Source organism: Mucilaginibacter sp. Mucisp86 (assembly GCF_047324315.1).
In the GTDB taxonomy this organism is placed as follows: Bacteria; Bacteroidota; Bacteroidia; order Sphingobacteriales; family Sphingobacteriaceae; genus Mucilaginibacter.
The window spans coordinates 5,502,617-5,524,164 of sequence record NZ_CP168503.1 but is presented as its reverse complement, the minus strand read 5'-3'; the positions used below and the strand labels follow the sequence as shown (position 1 = coordinate 5,524,164).

The following is a 21,548-nucleotide window of genomic DNA, read 5'->3' as shown; positions in this document are numbered from 1 at the left end:
ACAAGGGAGAGTGTACTATAACTTTTTGAAAAAAATTATCAGCAGCAAAAATCTGCTGTAATTATCAAACGGAACAACATCGTAATATTTCTGAACAGACTTTTTGAGCCTGCTTAAAGCATTACTGATCTGGTTACGCACAGTTTGGTGCGATAAGCCTAAAAACTCGGCGATTTGCGGCCCGGTCATATCCTGCTCACGACTACACAGGTAAACCTGGCGCATTTTTTCGGGCATATCAGCTACTTCCCTGTTTATTAACAGGCGTAATTCGGCAAGGGAAAGTTTTTGATCGGGGCTTTGTTCGTAAGTTTCCTGCAATTCGCAAACATCATCTAATGAACGGGGCTTTGTGCTTTGCTTTTTATACCATTTATAGCTCATGTAATTAACCGAAACCATAAGGTAAGCTTCAAGCGCGCCATTTACCTGGATGGTATTACGATTTTTCCATATGGAAAGGAACAGCTCCTGTACCATATCCATCGCTTCATCTTCATTTTGCGTTTTCTTTAACGCGAAAGCAATCAGCTTATCAGCATAACGCTCATAAATTTCCCGGAATGCCCCATCGTTACCGCCCTGCAGTTCATATAGAAGTTGTGCATCCGAATATTGTTTCACTTAGGGGTATTTTATGGCATCAAAGTAACGGCACAAATGTTAAGCTAAATTTAAATATATATTAATGCTTTAGAAAACACCGGCTAATAATTGGTACTATTTTTAAAAAATAGATTTTACGCCCAAAATAACTTTTATTTTTCAAACAAAGTCATACATTTGCTATTCATCTGATGATTTACAAATGAGTAAGATTATTAAAAGGTCGCTGGCTGAGGAGATTGCTGAGAAACTAAAGGAGCAGATAGCCGGTGGCCGATATCAAATAAATGATAAACTCCCTACAGAGCCCGAGCTTATGGCCGAGTTTGGCGTTGGCCGCTCAAGCATCCGAGAGGCTACAAAAAGCCTGGTGCAATCGGGCCTGCTCAGGATCCAGCAGGGTGCAGGAACTTTTGTAGAACGCACAGCTGTTAACCCCGAGCCAATGGAAGCCCGTATAAAACGCGCCCGATCACAAGACCTTGATGAGGTAAGGCAGTTACTGGAGATGAAAATAGCGGAAAAAGCAGCTATAAACCGCTCACAAAAGGATATTTTCACCATGAAAAGCCATTTAGAAACGCGGAAAAGAACTGCCGAAGCCGGGCTATTGGAAGAATGTATCGATGCCGATGTTAAATTTCACATTGCTATTGCCGAAGCGTCAAAAAATGAGATCCTGAGCGATTTATATAAAACAGCTGCCGTCCACTTAAAAAACTGGTTTACTGAAATCCACCCTGATACACGTATTTTTATCGACACACAACATCTTCACGAAAAGCTCCTGAAAAACATTCTCGATTCCGATTCAAAACAGGCCTGGAATACAGCTCTCGAAATTCATCAACATTAAAAATTTTCGTAAAATTCATCTGATGTTATAATGTTTTATAATTTAATCTATCACTAAATGGAATCTACATCGCCAACAATTACTACCACCGAGCCTAAAAAATTGGTTCAGCAAACCGTGTATTCAATTTTGTTTACCATAAGTCTGGCCCATTTTATTAACGACATGCTGCAATCGGTTATACCATCCATATACCCGCTTATCAAGCAACGCTTCAGCCTTAACTTTGCTCAAATAGGGCTTATTACGTTTACCTATCAAATTACAGCCTCTATTCTGCAGCCTTTTGTAGGGCTTTACACCGATAAAAAGCCAAAACCTTATTCCCTCGCAATTGGCATGGGCTTTACCTTATCGGGATTGTTGCTGGCCTCCTTTGCGGGCAACTTTTATGTTATTCTGATAGCCGTTAGCCTTATCGGGATAGGCTCATCTATATTTCATCCGGAATCATCGCGGGTCGCGCATTTGGCATCCGGAGGTAAAAAGGGACTGGCACAATCTATTTTCCAATTGGGTGGTAATGCCGGCAGTGCCGTTGGCCCGCTGCTGGCGGCCCTTATTGTAATCCCTTACGGGCAATCAAACGTGATCTGGTTTTGCCTGATCGCTTTCGCCGGAATTTTGGTGCTATTACGGATTGCCAAATGGTATGCCGAACACTTAAGCCTTAAGGCAAAGAATAAAAATGCTAACGAAGTATCACATTTAAATTTATCAAAAAGGCGGATAATATTCTCTTTAGGCATTTTACTGGTACTTATCTTCTCCAAATATTTTTATCTGGCCAGCATCACCAGCTATTACACATTCTTCCTGATCAATAAATTTCATCTGAGTATCCAACAGTCGCAAATTTATTTGTTCATATTTTTAGGATCAGTAGCGGCCGGAACGCTTTTTGGCGGGCCATTGGGCGATCGTTTTGGCCGCAAGTACATCATCTGGATTTCTATATTAGGTGTAGCTCCCTTTACTATGCTCCTGCCCTACGTATCTCTGTTTTGGACAGGCGTTTTATCGGTATTTATCGGCCTCATCCTTTCGTCAGCGTTTTCAGCGATTTTAGTTTATGCTACCGAACTGGTACCCGGAAAGGTAGGCTTGATAGCAGGTCTGTTTTTTGGACTGGCCTTTGGTATGGGTGGTTTAGGCTCGGCCATATTAGGTAAAGTTGCCGATATGACCAGTATCAACTATGTATTTAAGATCTGTGCTTATTTGCCGCTGATTGGTATTTTTACTGGCCTATTGCCAAATATTGAGGGAAAGAAAGTGGCAAAGGGTTAAAAAACATGTCATTGCGAGGAGGAACGACGAAGCAATCGCACGGAAGCAGAGCGACTCTGTAGCGCATGCGATTGCCGCGCTACGCTCGCAATGACATGAGTTTTGTTTTATCTCGCGCTCGTTTGTAACGAGTGCGCAACGTGGGTTTGCGTTTGTAACGCAACGGGCGATACAATCGCCAAACCATATTAAGCGCTCGTTGCAAACGAGCGCAAGAGGAAAAACTATAAAAAACATTATTGCTTCCTACTTCAGCAATGACGTTTTTTATAGTTCCGTTACTTATTTATAGTTCCCTTACCCAAATATTCCTATAGCTGATCGGTTCGCTTTTATCGCCATGCGCCTGCAGTTTTATTGGCGAAGCGCCATGCTTACGATACTCTGGCTTACCTATATACGGTGTGTCTCCTATTAACGAAGTATTGTTCTGAACCAGTACACCATTGTGCAACACGGTAGCACGCGCTGCCGATTTCAACGAGCCATCCTCGTTAAAACGCGGAGCCGTCCAGACCACGTCGTAAGTTTGCCACTCGCCGGGTTTACGACAGGCATTTGCCAGCGGAATTGCTTGCTTATACAAACTACCCACTTGTCCGTTAACATAGGTTTTATTGTTATAATTGTCCAACACCTGCAGTTCGTAACCACCGGCTCCCCATGGCAGGGCTGCCAGGAAAATACCACTGTTGCCGCGTGCTTGTCCGCTGCCGGTTATGTTTGATGGAATTCGGTATTCAATGTGCAACTGAAAATCCATAAATCTTCGTTTGGTTTGAATATCGCCCGCGCTTTTATCAACGGTAATTACTTTATCCGCCACATTCCATTTATGGTTTGATGTAGAATCGTTGGTAGCTACCCATTCATCAAGATTTTTACCATCAAACAAAATAATAGCGTCGGACGGGGCATCTCCCAAAGTTTTACCGGGTGTAACCACAGCAGGTACCGGCGACCAGATCTCGGTATCTTCAGGCTTGGCATTTTGTTGCGCGAACGCGGCTAATGAACTACCTGCTAATAAAGCAGTCAAAATAATCTTGTGTTTCATTGAACTTTATATAAAAACATTAATATCCTAAACAGTAACTTATAAATAGCTTTTAGCTTTCTGCCTTTAGCTTTAAGCTCCTATATTATTTAGCCAGCGATTTAATCCATAAAGCTATCTTTCTGGCTTCATCCTTAGGCACCTGCGGCATTGGCGGCATTGGCGTTGAATAATCAGGCCAATGTTCGGGTTTAGGGCTATGGATCAATTGAACTAGCTCTGCTACACTGTATTTGCGTTTAGCTACATCAACATATGCCGGACCAACCTGTCTTTTTGTTGCATTGTGACACGACAAACAGGTGTTTTTCAACAGGATGGGCTGTACCTCGGCATAAGTAGGAATCGCATTTACAGCCGCAGCAGGTTTTACAGCGGCACCCTTTTTCCCGGTAACACCTTTCTTTAAATCGGTTGAAGCTGTCGCTTTGGCCGAGTTCACTGTACTAACTTCTGTCATGGAGAGCTTTTGCCCTTCGGGGATGTTATTCAATGTATAATATGCCGTTGGATGCACGAGATTGAAATAGTTTTCATTATCACGAATAGCCGTAAGCGTAATGGTATGGATGTAATATTTACGTAGGTTATTTACAATAAGGCGTGCTTTTAAACCGTCTGCTGATACTTTGACACCAACTATCGGGCATTTCTCGGTATTTACCGGCGGACTACCGTATACGCCGTGATATTTATAGATAAAGCTTTCTACCGAATAAGATGCAAGATCTTCAGCCACCTTTTTATCAACCGGTTTGGTAAACTCTATCTCAAAACCATCGGGCATGGCGCGGATGGCGCGCATCTCAAACGGAACTTTATTATTCCATACCAAACGCTGCAAGCCCATGGTAGCCTCCCCTGCCGATCCCCATCCCCGGTTGGTTTCGCCGGCCGCTAATGAACCATCAGGCAACCAGGCCAACCTTACAATTCCCGACTGAAAACCACTCCTGAAAGCCCAGGCAGCTCCCTGGTATTCACCGTTAACTTTTTCCAGGAAAATCCTGTCAATCATACTTTGTCCCTGGTCACAGATCAACAATTGCCCAGCAAAAGGACCGAATGCACCTTCCGGAATTTTCACTATCTCAGAGTTCGAAATCCCCAGGATACCATGCGGCAACCAAACGACAGGTAACTGCAATTCAGGGATTTCCTTTTTAGCCTCAAATTCAGTTTTGAATTTTTCATTCACTATATCCTGTGGTTTTACGGGTTGCCCGTTTTTATCAAATTCTATCCGCGGATTATTTTTGGCGAAGAACTGTTCGGACGTAAGTTTTAATGGCGAATTAGGCAAACCGGTCCAAACCAAACTTGATGGGTGCCCCATAAATGCACCTTTTTTAATTGGCATAATACTGCCCGAGCCTACCCAGTCGCCCTGGTTATCGGCATACCAAAGCTCGCCGTCAATCATACTGATCCCACATGGTGAACGCAGACCGGCCGCCCATGGGGTAACTGTACCATCTTCCTTAATATTTAAAGCCCATCCCCTGTAAGGTACAAAGCTTTTGGGGTGCCACCAATCGGGCGGGAAGCCAAGATTCAAGGTTACAAAGAATGAGCCATCTGGCGCTATTTTAGGGCCAAAGCTATATTCGTGGTAATTGCCTGATAACGGCCAGGCATAAATGGTTTCAAAAACATCGGCCTTGCCATCCATATTGGTATCAACCAGCTTGGTTAATTCGCCTCGTTGAACAACGTATAAAGCCCCTTCTTTCCATGCCGCGCCCAAAACCTCATGCAAACCCGAAGCAAATTTGCGGAAAAACGGATGCTGACCGGTTGGATTTTCGACCATAAATATATCCCCGCGGCGGGTTGTTACCGCCAATGTACCATTAGGCAGTGTGCACAAACCGCCAACTTCAAGTATAGTGCCTTCGGGGGCAGGCACTTTCATGATCTTAAAAAAATCATCCTCTTTAGGCGATTCGGCCTGGGCAAAGGTATTTTTGATATCGCTCAACAGCGCGATAATTAAAAGCGTAAATAAAAACGCGCCCCTGTTTATCATTTGTTTTAAAGTATTGTTCATGATGTGGGCAGCTTAAAAAATAATAGAATAGGTTAATTTCTTTTGAATAGGAATGATAAGCTCCTGCTTACCTCCGGCATCACGAACAACGGCTTTAGCTCCCGCCGCATCATCAATACGGATATAGTATGATTTATCATCAATAGCATACAATCCGTTGCCAAGCGCTTCAATGTTTCCCGAAGCGAGATGATAAAACAATCCATCAACAGCATTAGCAAGGGTTATTTCCCGGTGGATGCCTTGGCCTTTATCCATCACGCTGCTGGCATCAGTTACAGGCGATCCGTAAACGATATATTTAAAAGCTGGAACATCATCTGCATTTAAAACATAGCCTTTAGGTCTGTATCCTGTACCTGCGGTATCCATGGCCCAGACTGCATTTGCATCGCTGAGTTTTTCGATTGCGGGAACAGGTTTACCAAGATATTGAACAGAACCGGAAGGTCGTGATGAGCCATCGCCCCTGTCGTGCCACATAGGCGTGGCATCCAGAAAGCCACCGCGCCAGATCTCCACAATCATTCCTTTATCCAAATCATAAGTATAATGTAACAGCTCCGGGCTGCCCACATTTACACCATGTGTAACCCTGATACCACCCGGCAAATCGGAGAAACTGCGCAAAATGGTGTTTGATGTAGCATTAATCAAAATAGGATCAACCGGATCATTATTACTCACATTGGCGTCGCTTAACAGATACTCACGTACACCCGGACCAGCTACGGTAAGTCCCAGTGCCGGTTTAACCCAATCGACAGTTTTTGAATAGAGTAATTCAAATGGATGATCGCCAGGTTGCAATTGTATCTTTCCATCGCCCCTGTTTTCGGCTAATGCAACTGCATCGCTACCGTTAATCCTAAATACGCCCTTTCCACCGGGTACACTCAGTTTAAAGGCGTACTCGCCTGCTTCTTTAATCTGTATATTACCTGTGTAACGAATTAAAAAATCATTATTAAGCTTGCTCTGGTTTGAAGATAGTACAGGCGAAATCCCTTCAGATTCAGGTTTCAGCTTTTTATAACTATCGCCTGCAATTTCGCCTCCTTTGTAAACCCAATATTTGAGGTTTGATAACGTTGGATGCGGTTTATCGTAGCTGGTTATCCTGATGTTACGAAAAGCTACCGGACCATGATCTCCCTGTAAACGCAACGGGCCCGTTGCAGCTTCTTTATTATCAAAAGCTCCACGTGTTGGCCCGGCAAGCTCCACATTATCCTGAATCAAAACACCGTTGAGCCAAACGTAAAGCACTTTTGCATTGCTGATCTTTTGCCCATTACCGTCAAAACGCGGCGCCTGGAATGAAATTTTCATGTGCTGCCACAAACCCGGTGCACGGCTGGCATTTTGCCTTGGTGCATGGCCATCATAACCTTGCTGCCCGTCTGGCTTGCTATCGTCCCAGCGCTCATAAATGCCGCCATTATCGCCCGATTTAGGGTTCACCGTTCCCCAGCTATCTAAAAGCTGAATTTCATAACGCCCCTGCAAATAAATGCCCGAGTTGGAGCCTTTCGCCATCATATAGTCAAGCTCCAGATCAGCATCCCCATAAACAGTTTTGGTGAACAGATCTTTAGCTTCCTTTTTTCCGGGCAGGTTTACCAGGGTTCCGCTTCCATCTTTAGTGGTTAAAACTTCGTCCTGCACAATATCGGCCTGTACACCAGCCGCTACTTTCCAGTTTGATGAAGGGTTATCGAAAAAAGAAAGGTCATTGAGAGATAATGCGTTCTGCGCCCTGAGTTGCTGGCAACCCAACAGGCATACACACGCGATCCAAAACCTTTTTTTACAAAATAGTTTAGGAGATTGGTTAAAGCGATGCATTGGTTTTTAATTATAATATGGTTTATTGGCGAAGGACGCATAATAATGTCGACCTCACATTTATCCCGCAAGATAGTAATTTACGCAATCGATTACGAAAAAATTTTGTCATATCCGATTTAAAGCAAGCCAGACAAATACAATAAGCCGGCTTGTAAAACACTCCCGGTTGAAAAATACAAAAAAGGGTCTCTCCCGACTGGAAGAAACCCTTTTCTTAAATCAAATTAAATTTCAATACCCCGGGTTTTGCGTTAAATTAGGGTTAAGACCAATTTCAAACTGAGGGATTGGATATAACTCACGACCGGCAGGTATGGTTACACCATAAACACTCTTCACAAAATCAGTTGCTACACCAGCCCTTCTCAAATCATAAAAAGTTGAATACTCGCCTGATAATTCATGCCTGTATTCGCTGTAAATCATCTGCAGCGGATCGGTTATTACCTTACCATCACTGATGAAAGTTAACGGAGCCGAGCCGCCAAAAGCACGGTCACGAACCTGTTTCAGCGTAGCTAATGCGCCGGCAGCGTCGCCTGTACGTGCCTGGCATTCAGCTTTGCTCAACAATACTTCGCCAAAACGCAACAAGACCTGGTTTTGGGCACCAAATATGGTTTGATCGCCTGAGTTACCTACCAAAGTAGGATCGCGCCAAAATTTTTCGTTGTAATAGCCAGTCCTCAATTGTGAATTATCCGAACCTACCCATGGACGGGTTTTTGTACCGCAGGTATTGATGATCTTGCCGTCATCGCCTGTATATTTTGCTTTCACGGCCGGGTCGGTGCTTGCAAAACCCGAAATTACCAGTGGATATGATTTAATACCGCCGCGAGCTTTGATACCTGGGCTTGGATTTTCATCGCCGGGGCCAATTACAGTTGCCACCCTGCGTAAATCACCATCCTGGAATGAGCTTGCCAAAGCAGCATTAGCATAATCATAACCAAAGTTGGTTACCTCTTCGGGCATACCAAAAGTGCTGATCCAGGCTACCTCGTTACTGGCGCCCCAGCTTTGGGTACCTGCAACATCAAACTGTACCTCAAAAAGCGACTCGTCATTGTTTTGCTTATCATATTCATTTACATCAATAAAATTGGGCAGCAAGGTATATTTTCCTGTTAATTGATTGTATGAGGTTAAAGCATCAGAATATTTTTTCAACCACATTTGTGCAGCACCCAGGTACCCCAATGCAGCACCTTTAGTAGCACGGCCTTTGTCTGCATCTGCCAATGCTTCTTTCCATGGCAATAAACCAGCAGCAGCAGTAAGATCAGATACCACTTGGGTAAACACCTGGTCTTGTGTACTTCTTGGTGTTAAGCCAAGGTTTGTGCCGTCCTTTAACTCCAACGGAACACCACCAAAGCTTGCAGCCAGGTAATAATAGGTCATACCGCGCAAAAAGTAAACTTCGCCGGTAAGCCTGTCGGCAAGAGCCGCGGTTAAAACACCGTTGGCTTTCATTTTTGCAATGATTGGCAAGGCCGAGTTAGCCCGGGCTATACCAACATAAGCACGTGTCCAAAACACCTCAATAGCGCCGAATGTTGATGGGATGGCGTAGGTATTATAAAACCTGTCGTTGCCCCAGTTGAAAAAATCATGCGATTGGAAATTGGCGTAATACCAAAGCGATTTTTTTAACAGATCGGCATTTTGATAGGTATCATAAATAGCGTTTACAAGGGCTATCCCATCAGCCGGTTTATCAAACAAAGTTGTTGCCGTAGGATGTTGCGAATCGGTTTGATCCAGAAAGTTCTTCTTACAGCTTAGCGGGAGCAATACTGCCAGTCCAACTGAAAGTACGTATATATATTTCTTGTTGAATTTCATTTCTTTACTGTTATGTTAAATGTTTGGTTAGAAAGTTACATTTAAACCTAAGGTGTAAAATTTGGATGACGGATAAGTACCTAAGTCGATACCCGAGCCGGTTGGGTTTGTGATAGTAGCACCAGTAATAGGATCGGTACCAGTAGCCTGCCCGATTTCCGGATCAAGACCAGTGTATTTGGTGATCGTGAACAAGTTCTGAGCTGCTATATAGAACCTGATTTTGGTAACACTCATCTTTTTGGTAAGTGCCGCAGGTAAAGTATAACCAAACGTAACGTTCCTTAAACGCAGGTAACTGCCATTTTCAACGTATACACTTGAGGCTACGTTATTAGCGCTAACATCATCATTGTAGGTAGCCCTTGCAAAACGGTTTGAAGGGTTGGTTGGTGTCCAGCGGTTTTCATAATATTGCTGACTTACGTTTTCAACGCCCACAAAGCCAGGTGCCTGGAAACTTTCAAGGTTACGCTCCTGGTAGTTGAAAATTTTGTTACCATAGCTACCGTAGAAGAATGCATTGAAATCAAAGGATTTATAAGACAGATCGATATTGAAGCCGCCATAAAATTTAGGGATCGGGCTTCCTAAACTGGTGCGGTCATCGGCAGTGATCTGGCCATCGCCATTGATATCTTTAAACTTACGGTCGCCGGGCTGTGTAGTAGCCACCTGATAATGCCCCGTAGGCGATTTAGCATTCAGTGCATCAATTTCGGCCTGTGTTTGGAATATACCCAATGACTGGTAGCCATAAAACTCGCCTACCGGCTGGCCTATATTTGTTTCGCTAAAGGTTGACCAACCGTTAGCAGGCAGCGGCAGGTTAACCAGGTTGGTAATAAATTGAGTGTTTTTGTTTATACTCACCAATTTATTGCTAACAGTGGTAATGTTTAACCCTAAACCATAGTTAAAATCTCTGATGGTATGCCTGTAGTTTAAAGCAAACTCAAAACCTTTATTACTGATACTGCCCGCGTTTTGTGTTGCCGATGTAAAACCGGTTTGGGCCGGAGTAAGCAGGTTTAATAAGAAATCTTTTGAATCTTTTTTATAATAATCAACAGTTAAAGTTAAGCTGTTATTCAGGAAAGCTACATCCATACCAATATCGGTTTGCTTTGATGTTTCCCATTTTAAGTTAACATTGTCAAGATTGGTAAGTGCTAAACCGCTCTGGTAAATCTTGCCAAAAGGGTAACCAACGTTTGAACCGGAAGTAGCCGGGCCGCCCGAAGTATAACGTGCCAGATATTGGAAAAGGCCAATGCTTGACTGGTTACCAACTGTACCGTAGCTACCACGGAATTTCAAGTCAGACAGCCAGTTAACATTCTTTAAAAACGATTCTTCTTTGGCTTTCCAGGCTAATGAACCAGATGGAAAAGTACCGTATTTATGCCCCGTGTAAAATTTAGACGAACCATCGCGCCTTACAGTAGCTGTAAGCAAATATTTATCGGCAAACTTGTAGTTTAACCTTGCAAACTGCGATGCCAGCGAGTAGGTTTGCTGACCGCCATAAGCAACAAGATTTTGTACCTGGCTTAAATCCCTGATGGAGTTACTTGGCAGGTTATTACCGCTGCCACCTATTTGTCTGCCGGTATTTTCCTGTTCAGATACACCACCTACAAAATCAATGGCATGCTGACCAAATGTTTTGCTGTACGAAATGGTGTTTTCCCACAGCCATTCAAATGTATTGCTTGCATTTTGTGAATAAACACTTAGCTGGTTTGCACCACCTAAATTGTATTGCTCGCTTGACCTGTTATCTTCAGGCTGAAAATAATAACCTGAAAAATCACTGGTATTGATACCTAAATTACTTTTGATTTTCAGGCCTTCAAATAAAGTAGCCTCTAAGGAGGTAGAACCTAAAAAGTAATTCTGTAAATTTTTGATATCCTGTGTTTCGATAGAGTAAACAGGGTTATTCCAGCTTTTAGTATAAATATTTACCGGGTTAAAGAAACCATAGTTGCCTTTTGAATCTTTAATTTCATTGGTAAGCTTATTACCGCCATCAAGCGTAGGGATCAGCTGGCTTAATTGTGCTAATGAACCTGTTCCGAATGGATTTTTGGTATTTTGCCTTGAGAATTTAGCGCTTGTTGATGATTTTAACCAATTGGCGATATTATAATCGATGTTCATGCCAAGGTTGATCCTTTTAAAGAATGAGCCAAGTACTATACCCTTCTGATCATAATAGCCGGCAGAAAAAGCTGATTGGATTTTATCATTCCCACCGCGGATAGCAAGGTTATAATCTTGTTTCAAGCCTTTACGATAAACCGCATTTTGCCAATCAACATTGTGCAAAGATGATGGAGTGCTCCATTCAGGCAGTTCGGTAAAACCTTCGGCAGCATGAACTTCATTTGCCAATGTAGCCCATTGCTGTGCATTAAGCACTTTATATTTTTTAGGCTCGGATTGAAGAGAGGCATAAGCATCTAATGATACCTGTACGCCATCTTTTTTACCTTTTTTGGTTGTGATGATAACAACACCATTTGATGCCCTCACACCGTAAATAGCTGTAGCAGATGCATCTTTTAATACATCCATTGAAGCAATATCATTTGGGTTGATATTGTTAAGGCCGCCGGTAATAGGATAACCGTCCACTACATATAACGGATCATTATTCCCTAAACTACCAATACCCCTGATCTGTACGCTAACGCCACCACCCGGTGCACCATCATTATTAGTAACCTGCACACCTGATGAACGGCCTTGCAAAGCCTGATCCAAAGCAGTAACAGGCACTTTAGCGATTTGCTCGGCAGTAACCGAACTAACCGAACCAGTTAAATCTTTACGTTTGGTGGTACCATAACCAACAACAACAACCTCTGTAAGGGTTTTATTGTCGGGCACTAATGATACATTGACAACCGACCTGCCGTTAATGGCAACTTCCTGGCTTAAGAAACCAACAAAGCTAAAAACAAGCGTTTCATTACTTCCGGCCATTATTGAGTAAGTACCGTCGGGCTTAGAGCCGGCAGCTTGCGTGCTGCCTTTTATCTTAACAGTAACTCCGGGTAAAGGGAGCCCGTTATCCGAACCGGTAATTTTACCGGTTACCTGTTTGCTTTGAGCATAACCTGAAAAACTTATCAGCACAAGCGATAAATTTAAGCAGATGAAGGCCACAACTTTTTTAATGCGTAGTTTTCCTCTCATACATTTTACTTTAAATTGTTAAAATTGGTTTGAAGCAGATAATCACTTTTTAACAGTTATTGCCAAAGAGATTATATGCTAAGTAAATGTAGCCAGAGGCCTCAATCGATTGTAATACGATATGAGTGGTTTTTTGTATTATTTTAACATAAGTTAAAAATAGAAATTAAAAATTACAAATAACTAATTATCAATTAGTTAAATATTGAAAATAAAATCAAAAGGCAATATATTATCGTCATCGTGATAAAATAATATATACCAATGTTAAAATTAAATCATTGAATAAATGTTATTTTAACAGTAAAATTCATTTTAATTTCAAAACATTACCCTAACGCCCTGCAAGTCGTATAAACAAAAATGCCTTCCGGTGCTAACCGAAAGGCATTAATCATTTTTTAACTTTTACCCCCCTATTTAAGCTTCACAAAATAAATCCGGTTCCTGTCAACCGAATTAGTGGCTGGTAAGATCTTAGCTGCAAAACCATTTTTACCATTATCGACAACGCCGAAGTCATCATCGTTAGATATTGCCAGAATATTGCCGGGCAGCAAGGCCAAACCTTCCGCTTTATCATGCGGATAAACGGTTGGCAAATCTTTTAACAGATCAAGCACCTGGGTTTTGGTAACCGGAGTAATACCGGCTGCCTGCAAACCGGCAGCGTCATTAAGCTCTTCAACAGTTTTTCCTCCATATAATTTGCCGTTGGCGCCATTGGCCGGGTCAGAAATATCGGTTGCATTGCTAAGATCTATTTTAAACACCTTTTTAAACATAGCCGGGTTGGTTGGTGCGCCGCCAAAATTGCCGTCGCGTTCAATGGTTAAAAACGTGGTTGCGCTAACAGCAGTTATATCGCTTACTCCTGTTAACGAGGTGTTGTCCATAAGGTAAGCATACTGTTTTGTGGCCCCCGTAGTAATATCAAAAGTAAGGATGCGTAATACAGTTGAGTTAGCAACTTTTGCTTTAGATGGGTTGTACATTGGCGATTGCATCATGCCTACCAGTGTTTTGCCATCAGGCGTAATGGCCAAACCTTCCATGCCGCGGTTGGCCCTGCGGGTAGCAAATACAGCCGGGATTTTACGGCCACCGGTTCCTGATCCGTAAGGGTTAATGCGCTCGATGGTTTTGCCATTGACATCAAAATGCACTATATGCGGGCCGTATTCATCGCTTACCCAAAAAGTACCATCGGCTGCCAAAACCAAACCTTCCGAATCGATCCCGTCTGCACTTGGCGACAGTTGATTTCCACTCAGGTCAAAAGGAATTTCGCCGGAGGCCCCCATGCCTGCAGGATTTGGCAGCCCGTTCAATTTGCCGCCGTTGGCGTTTTTAAGTTCAATAGTTTGTTCTAAAAAGAGCTTACCTTCTGTGAGCCTGAATTTACCTATCTGCGGATCAAAATCCGGTTTACCAATAATGATTGAATTTGCTGTTTGACCGGCAACATTTGAACCCCGGTCAGTAAGCAGATAAAATACATCTTTCTGTTTTGGATCAGCCGCAACCGCCGAACCAAAGCCACCGTTATACACCTTTACGCCATCGGCTGTAGTGAAAAGCACTGCCGGGTTTTGAGCCTCGGCCATATCAGGATAGCTGAATGGATTGACCTTATTATCGTCATGACAGGATGAAAGGATCACCGCCGATACGGCAATGACGCCAAGTAGTTGTTTTTTCATTTGATCTGTGATTGATTAACTTTTACAAAAGAACCCGCAACGTGTAAACCTATTGTTAATTCAATAACAATAATTTAATCTAAAAGCACAAACCCTGTTCGATATTAATCTATTAACAACTTAACGTTTTGCAATAATTATGTTACCTGGCAATATCAATTTGGATAAAACGTATTACCGCGACTACTTTTTCATAATTTAGGCACTATGAAACATATTTACCATCATACCTGCAACAACCTGTGGAACAAGACAAAGCCTCTTGTTCTTGGTATGCTGCTTTGCAGCGGCATAGCTTCGGCACAATCAACAAATCCGGTTATCAACAGCATCATGAATGAGGAAACCAGCAACTCACAGCTGGAAAAGCTGGCGCACGAATTGTTTGACGGCATCGGCCCCCGCTTGGTTGGCACACCGCAAATGAAACAGGCTAACGACTGGGCGGTAGCTAAATATAAAAGTTGGGACATTCAGGCAAAAAACGAAAAATGGGGCGAATGGCGCGGATGGGAACGCGGCATTTCGCATATTGATATGGTATCGCCAAGGGTAAAATCATTAGAAGGCACGCAACTGGCCTGGAGCCCGGGCATGGGCAAAAAAACCACCACTGCCGAAGTAATTATCCTGCCGGATGTGGCCGATTCTGTAGCCTTTCAGCAATGGCTGCCCAATGTTAAAGGTAAGTTTGTAATGATCTCCATGCTGCAGCCAACGGGCAGGCCCGATTATAACTGGCAGGAGTTTGCCCTGAAAGAGTCATTTGATAAGATGAAAGCTGACCGTACGGCCCAAACTGATGCATGGAAAAAACGCATCAGCAAAACAGGCTTTACCAATAAAACATTGCCTGTAGCTTTAGAAAACGCGGGCGCAGCAGGCATCCTGACCAATAACTGGTCGGCAGGGTTTGGGGTTGATAAGATCTTCGCTGCCTATACCAAAATTGTACCTACGGTTGATATTTCGCTGGAAGATTATGGTATGCTATATCGCCTGAGCGAATCTGGTAGCAAACCTGTGATCAGTATCCATTGCGAATCAAAAGAACTGGGCGTAGTGCCAACCTTTAATACCATTGCCGAGATTAAAGGAACCGAAAAACCTAATGAGTATGTAATGCTAAGCGCCCACTTTGATTCATGGGATGGCGGCACCGGCGCTACCGATAACGGCACAGGCACCCTGACTATGATGGAGGCTATGCGCCTGTTGAAAAAGTTCTATCCGCATCCAAAACGTACCATATTGGTAGGTCACTGGGGCAGCGAAGAAGAAGGACTGAACGGCTCACGTGCTTTTGTTGAGGACCATCCCGAAATTGTGAGTAATCTGCAGGCATTGTTTAACCAGGATAACGGTACAGGCCGCGTAGTGAACCTTACCGGCCAGGGCTTTGTTGAAGCTAAGGATTATTTAAGCAGATGGCTTGCCGCTGTACCTGATACCATCAAAAAGCGGATCAAAACAAACTTTCCGGGGCAACCTGGAGGTGGCGGATCTGACTTCGCATCGTTTGTAGCAGTTGGTGCACCTGGCTTTTCATTAAGCTCACTTAACTGGTCGTACGGATCATACACATGGCATACCAACCGTGATACTTATGATAAGGTTGTTTTTGATGACCTGAAAAACAACGCCATTTTAGCTGCCATCATGGCTTATATGGCCAGCGAGGACCCGCAAAAAACCGTTAACACCAAAACCGAAGGCATTAAATGGCCTGCACAGGTTAAAGCTACGCGCCGCGGCGGATTGGATAAGTAGGCTGAAGATGAGACACTGTAAAATAACCTTGCTTGCATCCCTCCTGATGCTCTTTAGCTTCAGTCTGAAAGCGCAGGAAAACAATAAAACCAAATTTGTGCACCCTGGTATTTTAAATACCAGGGCCAGTTTGGATTTCATCAGTGCCCAACTAAAAGCAGGTGACACTATGCGAACCGCTGCCTATCAAAAAGTGCTTGATTTTATTAAGGATCATGAATACCCGTCTTCGTTTCCATCAACCATCGTAGTTGGTTCAAACGGGGCAACATCGCCTTCAAAAACGCAGATCAGGAAGGATTGCGAACTGGTTTACGCATTTGCATTGACATGGGCTGCTACCGGCAATGCAGACTATGCTAAGAAGGCAATCGGCTTACTGAACGGATGGGCTTACGCTTTTAAGGATTATGGCCTGCTGGCAGGAAAAACCAATCCTAACCAGCCCGATCTGGAAGCCTCATGGACAACGCCAAGCTTTGTGGCTGCAGCGGAGATCATCAGGCATTATAAGGTAAAGGGCAAATCTGCCGGATGGGCTACTGCTGACATTGAGCAGTTCAGCAAGTACCTTGTTGATGTAAAGGATAATTACATCAATAAGATCCCCGATTATAAAAATAACTGGGATGCATCGGCAGGATATGCTAAAATGGCTATCGGCGTATTTTTAAATAACGATACTGCTTATCGTGCCGGCTATGACCTTTTAGTAAAAGAATTGCCAAACGTCATTCAACCGGATGGCACCCTACCCGAGCTTTGTGTGCGTAAAGATTGTGTTCATTACCAATACTCGCTAACGGCCTATGCTTATGCTGCCGCCATTGCCAAAATACAGGGTGATAATAGTTTATGGGAGATCAGCAATAAAAATATCAGCCTTGGCTATGATTTTATGCGGAAAGCTTACGAGCAAAAAACGGGCTGTGATTACTGCGATTTAAACAGCCGCATTTTTCCCGGAGTCGAAGTTGCCTATGGACACTACAATACCGATAACCTAAAGTATTTGAGAAAATTACAGGCTCCGCTTGGCGTCCCTATTGATAATACATTTTTAGGTTTTACTACTTATACCCATTACAAAGTTAAAGGATTATAAACCTACATAAAACAAGAAAGCCGCCCGAATAAGGCGGCTTTCTTGTTTTATGCTACCGGGTGCTTTTCCAGCTCCGGTGTATATTTGCCATCGCGGGCTATGGTATTGATATGTGCACGCTCATATAATAACCTTTGCGCCTCTTCAATATTTTCATCCTTCCCTGCCCATTTTTCCAACGCGGGTTGCTGTACAGCTCTTGAATACGAGAATGTTAAAGCCCAGGGCATTTTATCTTTGAAACGTACATGCATAGCGTTTAAACGCTCAGATGCCAGTTCGGGAGATTGCCCGCCCGAAAGGAACGCGATGCCGGGTACAGAGGCTGGTACACAGCGTAAAAAACAGTTGATGGTAGTGTCGGCCACCACATCTGCGCTATCCTGCTGTGGGGCTTTAATACCGGGCACAATCATATTGGGCTTCAGTATCATTCCTTCAAAATTCACCCTTTGCTGGTACAACTGGTTAAATACCGTATGCAAAACCTCATTGGTTACATCGGCACAGGTTTGAAGTGAATGATCACCGTCCATCAAAACTTCAGGCTCTACAATGGGCACAATACCTGCCTCCTGGCAAATGATCGCGTAACGGGCCAGCAAAAATGCATTGGCTTTGATACTACCGCTTGTAGGCGTGTTTTCACCTATGGTAATCACTGCACGCCATTTGGCGAAGCGGGCACCCAATTTATAATATTCGGCCAGGCGTTCAGGCAAACCGTCCAATCCTTCAGTTATTTTTTCGCCGGGGAACCCATCCATGTCCCTTGCGCTTTCATCTACCTTAATACCCGGAATAATTCCTTTTTCCTTCAGGATATCAACAAACAGTTTACCATCTGCAGTACTTTGCCTTATCGTTTCATCAAACAAAATGGCCCCGCTTATAGCTTCCTCCAGTCTCGGCGTGTTCACGATCAGGTCGCGGTATTTACGGCGATATTCTTCCGTTTGCGGAATATTGAGCGCTTTAAATCGTTTGTTGCAGGTGGCGGTACTTTCGTCCATGGCTAAAAGGCCTTTATTCCCGGCCATCAGCTGTTTTGCGATATCTTTCAGGCTTTGCAGTTCCATAAGTAATTTGCTTGATTATTGGTGGATAAACACAAGTTAATTCATACTTGTTTTAAGCAGTGCAGGGAATATTGCAGGTTTACGTATAGATGACTTTAACTGGTGAATTGATGTAACAAAACTTCGAAATACCGGTAAAAAAGCCGATCTCGGGTATCCCGTAAAATAATTCATTGTCGTTGACTTTAGTCAACGGGATAGTGCTTAAAAGCAAAGGGCTTTAGCCCAAATGCATGCGGCATTTGGGCTAAAGCCCTTTATTTAGTTTCTTTAACCGTCGACTAAAGTCGACGGCAATGACATAATTTCCCCTTCAGTTAGCCGATATTATCAGGCTACAACCCAAACCCCTCCGGCACAAAATCAAGCGATACAGAGTTCATACAAAACCTTTTATAGGTTGGCGGTGGACCGTCATCAAATATATGTCCCAGGTGCGAATCACAACGGGCACAAAGTACCTCGGTGCGCTGCATACCATATGAATTATCTTCTTTGTAGATCACGCTGTTTTTGCGTACCGGCTCATAAAAACTTGGCCAGCCGCAATCACTTGCAAATTTGGCATCCGAGCGGAAAAGCTTGTTACCGCATACTGCGCAATAATAGGTTCCCTTGGTATCCTTATTCCAGTATTTGCCGGTAAATGCCCGTTCTGTTTCCTGCTCCCTTGCTGTGGCGTATAAAGCAGGCGGCAGGATCTTCTTCCATTCAGCATTTGACACGTTTAAATGTTTGGTGTCAGTGTTAGAATAATATGGATTGTTCTCGTGCCCTTTTATTGTTTTGAGCTGCTGTGCAAATACTCCTGTAGCGTAACAGAACAAGGCTGCTATAATATATACCGCTTTCATTATTGCTTCAGTTTATCTTTAAACACCTTTTTAAATTTTTCCAACTCGGGCTGGATCACATATTTACAGTAAGGCTGGCTGCCGTTCTGGTTAAAATAGTTCTGGTGATAGTCTTCAGCCTTGTAAAAAGCTTTGTATGGCACCACTTGCGTTACTATTGGATCTTTATAAGCTTTTTCGGCGTTCAGTTTAGTGATGTAATATTGGGCCTTTTGCTTTTGCAGGGCATTATGATAAAATATAGCAGAGCGGTATTGTGTACCCACATCATTTCCCTGCCTGTTTAGTTGTGTTGGGTCATGGGCTACAAAAAACGCGGCGAGCAGTTCATCATAAGTGATCTTTGAGGGATCGTAGATAATATTACAAGCTTCGGCATGGCCGGTTGTACCGGTGCAAACCAGCTCATAAGATGGATTGGCCACATGCCCGCCGGAAAATCCGGAGATCACTTTTTCAACCCCTTTCAATTGCTGAAACTTGGCTTCGGTACACCAAAAGCAGCCTGTGGCAAAAGTGGCCGTATCCAAACCTTTTTTAGGAACCGACGCAAAAACAGAGAAACATGCCGTTAATAACACGGCTACTGAACAAATTACTTTTTTCATGTATATCAAATAGGTTTTAATACGATGCGTATCTACAGCAACTAACGTAAAAAACATTGGTAGCGTTGAACAAAGTTACCACTTTAACACTTTGTGATAGTTGTTTGACAAACTCGTTACATTGCCCGCCATGCTTATGTTAACTTTAAACCATGGAAAACCTTAAACTTTTTATGCTGATGCTGGGCTGTAAACCACCGGGAAGGCACGTAGAACAACATGACGTATTCTTTGGAATAGCGCCATCGCTTGGTGATTTAGTACCCGAGATCCAGGCCTTTTGGCCCGAGCCCGAAAAAATCCATATCGATGCCTGGCGGGAAGTAAATGCGGTTGATGGATATGCTGTTAAGATCACCCCCGCGTGGTAACAACATCCCTCAGGGTAATAAATTGTTTTTCATCAACCTTGGCGGATATCAACCCAATAAGTTTGAAGAGCGGCACTACATTGTGCTCACCGTTCAGAACGATTTTGCATCGGCCACAAAAAACGCCAAAGAAACATTTTTCTTTAAGCATAATCATTTTAACGGGGCTAACTCGCACATCGATGATAAATACGGCGTTGACGTTGACGATATTTATAAAGTAGAGGATATTTTAAATCCAGTTCAAAAAGAAAAATACCAGATCGAGCTTATTCCAAATGCCGATCTTCCGGAAGATAAGATCACCCTTGGCTATTTTAAGTTGAGCAATTTGTAATAGTGACCTCATAAAAAAGCCTGAGCATTTGAATATCATTGCCAACCGGGATATTTAAGGATTCCTTCTCTGTTGAAAACTGGGAAGAACATCATTTTGGTGATCAACGGGTGCACAGGGCTACTTATAACTATATCTTTTGGAAATATCAAGGCTGATGTTTGTGCCTACATGATCCCTAATTTTCACCGGAAAAAGTTTTGTGATTGCATCCTGCATTCACCGAGGAAAGAATAACGGAATTTTAAAACATTTTGCTTTTTTGGTAATTTTATTATTATCAATTAACCAATTAAAAATTTCCGTTATGAAACATGCATTCATTTTTGGGACTACCATTTTTTTAAGTGAAAGAAACACGCTCACTTACAGCGATGGGCTTAGTAATATTGAGTTTTTGAGGATCCTGTCATTTTATGACAACCAAAAAGGCAAGTTGCTTACCATTGATGCCAACATTAACGCGCCAAACGGCGAAGTCATCAGGATAAGCGCTAACAACAACGAAAACAATGCTAACGTGCAGCTTAATGTAACCAGCGGCCGCATCAAAGTATTTCAACCCGGCAATGCCGAGCCGGTGCTGGATGTTTACCAGTTCGACCCGCATGAATATCATGGACTTTCAAGCCATGTGCTGAATGAAATTCACGCGCAGCACCCTGATCATGTGGTCACCATTAAAGGGAATTTCTTTGTTGGCGGGGCACATTTCCTCATCGAAAATGAAAAGATGTTTATCGACAGTAATGGTTATGCAAATGGCGTAGAAAATGCGCACAATGGTATTATCCTGTCGGCGGCTGTGGCTTAGTAAAAAGTTATAAGTATATTAATAATACGTTATCGGAAAGCAAAATATGTCATTGCGAGGAGGTACGACGAAGCAATCGCACGGAAGCACAGCCGCTCTGTAGAGCATGCGGTTGCCACGCTTCGCTCGCAATGACATA

General features: G+C 43.2%; 17 protein-coding genes. 7 read left to right on the top strand and 10 right to left on the bottom strand.

Annotated features, from left to right (window positions below; genetic code table 11):
* Positions 1–15 precede the first annotated feature (15 nt).
* Positions 16–624 (bottom strand): RNA polymerase sigma factor, encoded by a 609-nt coding sequence (locus tag ACEN9X_RS23205; protein WP_413667384.1) that lies wholly within the window; start codon positions 622–624, stop codon positions 16–18.
* 184 nt (positions 625–808) lie between these two features.
* On the opposite strand from ACEN9X_RS23205, the gene ACEN9X_RS23200 reads away from it, so the two are divergent.
* Complete coding sequence (locus ACEN9X_RS23200) at positions 809–1,462, top strand: FadR/GntR family transcriptional regulator (protein ID WP_413667383.1); 654 nt, start codon at positions 809–811, stop codon at positions 1,460–1,462.
* A 57-nt stretch (positions 1,463–1,519) separates the two neighbouring features.
* Positions 1,520–2,752, top strand: a complete 1,233-nt coding sequence (locus ACEN9X_RS23195; RefSeq protein WP_413667382.1) for an MFS transporter — start codon at positions 1,520–1,522, stop codon at positions 2,750–2,752.
* 286 nt (positions 2,753–3,038) lie between these two features.
* Here ACEN9X_RS23195 and ACEN9X_RS23190 read toward each other — a convergent pair whose 3' ends face one another.
* From ACEN9X_RS23190 to ACEN9X_RS23165, 6 genes are all read right to left on the bottom strand, one after another.
* Entirely contained in the window at positions 3,039–3,809 is a 771-nt protein-coding gene (locus tag ACEN9X_RS23190; RefSeq protein WP_413667381.1) for a DUF1080 domain-containing protein, read from the bottom strand.
* 85 nt (positions 3,810–3,894) lie between these two features.
* On the bottom strand, positions 3,895–5,859 hold the full coding sequence (locus tag ACEN9X_RS23185; protein ID WP_413667380.1) for a hypothetical protein: 1,965 nt from the start codon (positions 5,857–5,859) through the stop codon (positions 3,895–3,897).
* 12 nt (positions 5,860–5,871) lie between these two features.
* Entirely contained in the window at positions 5,872–7,707 is a 1,836-nt protein-coding gene (locus ACEN9X_RS23180) for a family 16 glycoside hydrolase (protein WP_413667379.1), read from the bottom strand.
* A gap of 234 nt (positions 7,708–7,941) precedes the next feature.
* Positions 7,942–9,561, bottom strand: a complete 1,620-nt coding sequence (locus tag ACEN9X_RS23175) for a RagB/SusD family nutrient uptake outer membrane protein (RefSeq protein WP_413667378.1) — start codon at positions 9,559–9,561, stop codon at positions 7,942–7,944.
* A 27-nt stretch (positions 9,562–9,588) separates the two neighbouring features.
* Positions 9,589–12,768: a SusC/RagA family TonB-linked outer membrane protein gene (locus ACEN9X_RS23170; RefSeq protein ID WP_413667377.1), complete on the bottom strand. Its 3,180-nt coding sequence runs from the start codon at positions 12,766–12,768 to the stop codon at positions 9,589–9,591.
* A gap of 416 nt (positions 12,769–13,184) precedes the next feature.
* Positions 13,185–14,471 carry an esterase-like activity of phytase family protein gene (locus ACEN9X_RS23165; protein WP_413667376.1) on the bottom strand — a complete coding sequence of 429 codons (1,287 nt, stop codon included), beginning with the start codon at positions 14,469–14,471 and terminating at the stop codon, positions 13,185–13,187.
* Between the two features lie 207 nt (positions 14,472–14,678).
* On the opposite strand from ACEN9X_RS23165, the gene ACEN9X_RS23160 reads away from it, so the two are divergent.
* Both ACEN9X_RS23160 and ACEN9X_RS23155 read left to right on the top strand, forming a co-directional pair.
* The gene (locus tag ACEN9X_RS23160; protein WP_413667375.1) at positions 14,679–16,241 is read left to right on the top strand and encodes a M20/M25/M40 family metallo-hydrolase; all 1,563 of its coding nucleotides are present in this window, start codon (positions 14,679–14,681) and stop codon (positions 16,239–16,241) included.
* Positions 16,242–16,248: 7 nt separating this feature from the next.
* The gene (locus tag ACEN9X_RS23155; RefSeq protein ID WP_413667374.1) at positions 16,249–17,346 is read left to right on the top strand and encodes an alginate lyase family protein; all 1,098 of its coding nucleotides are present in this window, start codon (positions 16,249–16,251) and stop codon (positions 17,344–17,346) included.
* 47 nt (positions 17,347–17,393) lie between these two features.
* Here ACEN9X_RS23155 and ACEN9X_RS23150 read toward each other — a convergent pair whose 3' ends face one another.
* The 3 genes from ACEN9X_RS23150 to msrA form a co-directional block, all read right to left on the bottom strand.
* The gene (locus ACEN9X_RS23150; protein ID WP_413667373.1) at positions 17,394–18,425 is read right to left on the bottom strand and encodes a class I fructose-bisphosphate aldolase; all 1,032 of its coding nucleotides are present in this window, start codon (positions 18,423–18,425) and stop codon (positions 17,394–17,396) included.
* Positions 18,426–18,760: 335 nt separating this feature from the next.
* The gene (gene msrB, locus ACEN9X_RS23145; RefSeq protein WP_413667372.1) at positions 18,761–19,279 is read right to left on the bottom strand and encodes a peptide-methionine (R)-S-oxide reductase MsrB; all 519 of its coding nucleotides are present in this window, start codon (positions 19,277–19,279) and stop codon (positions 18,761–18,763) included.
* Complete coding sequence (msrA, locus tag ACEN9X_RS23140) at positions 19,279–19,887, bottom strand: peptide-methionine (S)-S-oxide reductase MsrA (protein ID WP_413667371.1); 609 nt, start codon at positions 19,885–19,887, stop codon at positions 19,279–19,281. The genes msrB and msrA overlap by 1 nt, the downstream gene beginning before the upstream one ends.
* Positions 19,888–20,039: 152 nt before the next feature.
* Between msrA and ACEN9X_RS23135 the strand changes: the two genes are divergently transcribed.
* The 3 genes from ACEN9X_RS23135 (at position 20,040) to ACEN9X_RS23125 (ending at position 21,409) form a co-directional block, all read left to right on the top strand.
* Positions 20,040–20,258 carry a DUF1543 domain-containing protein gene (locus ACEN9X_RS23135; RefSeq protein ID WP_413667370.1) on the top strand — a complete coding sequence of 73 codons (219 nt, stop codon included), beginning with the start codon at positions 20,040–20,042 and terminating at the stop codon, positions 20,256–20,258.
* Complete coding sequence (locus tag ACEN9X_RS23130; protein ID WP_413667369.1) at positions 20,230–20,595, top strand: hypothetical protein; 366 nt, start codon at positions 20,230–20,232, stop codon at positions 20,593–20,595. The genes ACEN9X_RS23135 and ACEN9X_RS23130 overlap by 29 nt, the downstream gene beginning before the upstream one ends.
* 307 nt (positions 20,596–20,902) lie before the next feature.
* The gene (locus ACEN9X_RS23125) at positions 20,903–21,409 is read left to right on the top strand and encodes a hypothetical protein (protein ID WP_413667368.1); all 507 of its coding nucleotides are present in this window, start codon (positions 20,903–20,905) and stop codon (positions 21,407–21,409) included.
* Positions 21,410–21,548: the final 139 nt, after the last annotated feature.

Coding starts and splice junctions, on each gene's coding strand:
- ACEN9X_RS23135 (WP_413667370.1), top strand. CDS start 20,040: ATGGAAAACCTTAAACTTTTTATGCTGATGCTGGGCTGTAAACCACCG.
- ACEN9X_RS23165 (WP_413667376.1), bottom strand. CDS start 14,471: ATGAAAAAACAACTACTTGGCGTCATTGCCGTATCGGCGGTGATCCTT.
- ACEN9X_RS23170 (WP_413667377.1), bottom strand. CDS start 12,768: ATGAGAGGAAAACTACGCATTAAAAAAGTTGTGGCCTTCATCTGCTTA.
- ACEN9X_RS23180 (WP_413667379.1), bottom strand. CDS start 7,707: ATGCATCGCTTTAACCAATCTCCTAAACTATTTTGTAAAAAAAGGTTT.
- ACEN9X_RS23125 (WP_413667368.1), top strand. CDS start 20,903: ATGAAACATGCATTCATTTTTGGGACTACCATTTTTTTAAGTGAAAGA.
- ACEN9X_RS23195 (WP_413667382.1), top strand. CDS start 1,520: ATGGAATCTACATCGCCAACAATTACTACCACCGAGCCTAAAAAATTG.
- ACEN9X_RS23130 (WP_413667369.1), top strand. CDS start 20,230: ATGCTGTTAAGATCACCCCCGCGTGGTAACAACATCCCTCAGGGTAAT.
- ACEN9X_RS23200 (WP_413667383.1), top strand. CDS start 809: ATGAGTAAGATTATTAAAAGGTCGCTGGCTGAGGAGATTGCTGAGAAA.
- ACEN9X_RS23175 (WP_413667378.1), bottom strand. CDS start 9,561: ATGAAATTCAACAAGAAATATATATACGTACTTTCAGTTGGACTGGCA.
- ACEN9X_RS23155 (WP_413667374.1), top strand. CDS start 16,249: ATGAGACACTGTAAAATAACCTTGCTTGCATCCCTCCTGATGCTCTTT.
- msrA (WP_413667371.1), bottom strand. CDS start 19,887: ATGAAAAAAGTAATTTGTTCAGTAGCCGTGTTATTAACGGCATGTTTC.
- ACEN9X_RS23190 (WP_413667381.1), bottom strand. CDS start 3,809: ATGAAACACAAGATTATTTTGACTGCTTTATTAGCAGGTAGTTCATTA.
- ACEN9X_RS23185 (WP_413667380.1), bottom strand. CDS start 5,859: ATGAACAATACTTTAAAACAAATGATAAACAGGGGCGCGTTTTTATTT.
- ACEN9X_RS23160 (WP_413667375.1), top strand. CDS start 14,679: ATGAAACATATTTACCATCATACCTGCAACAACCTGTGGAACAAGACA.
- msrB (WP_413667372.1), bottom strand. CDS start 19,279: ATGAAAGCGGTATATATTATAGCAGCCTTGTTCTGTTACGCTACAGGA.
- ACEN9X_RS23150 (WP_413667373.1), bottom strand. CDS start 18,425: ATGGAACTGCAAAGCCTGAAAGATATCGCAAAACAGCTGATGGCCGGG.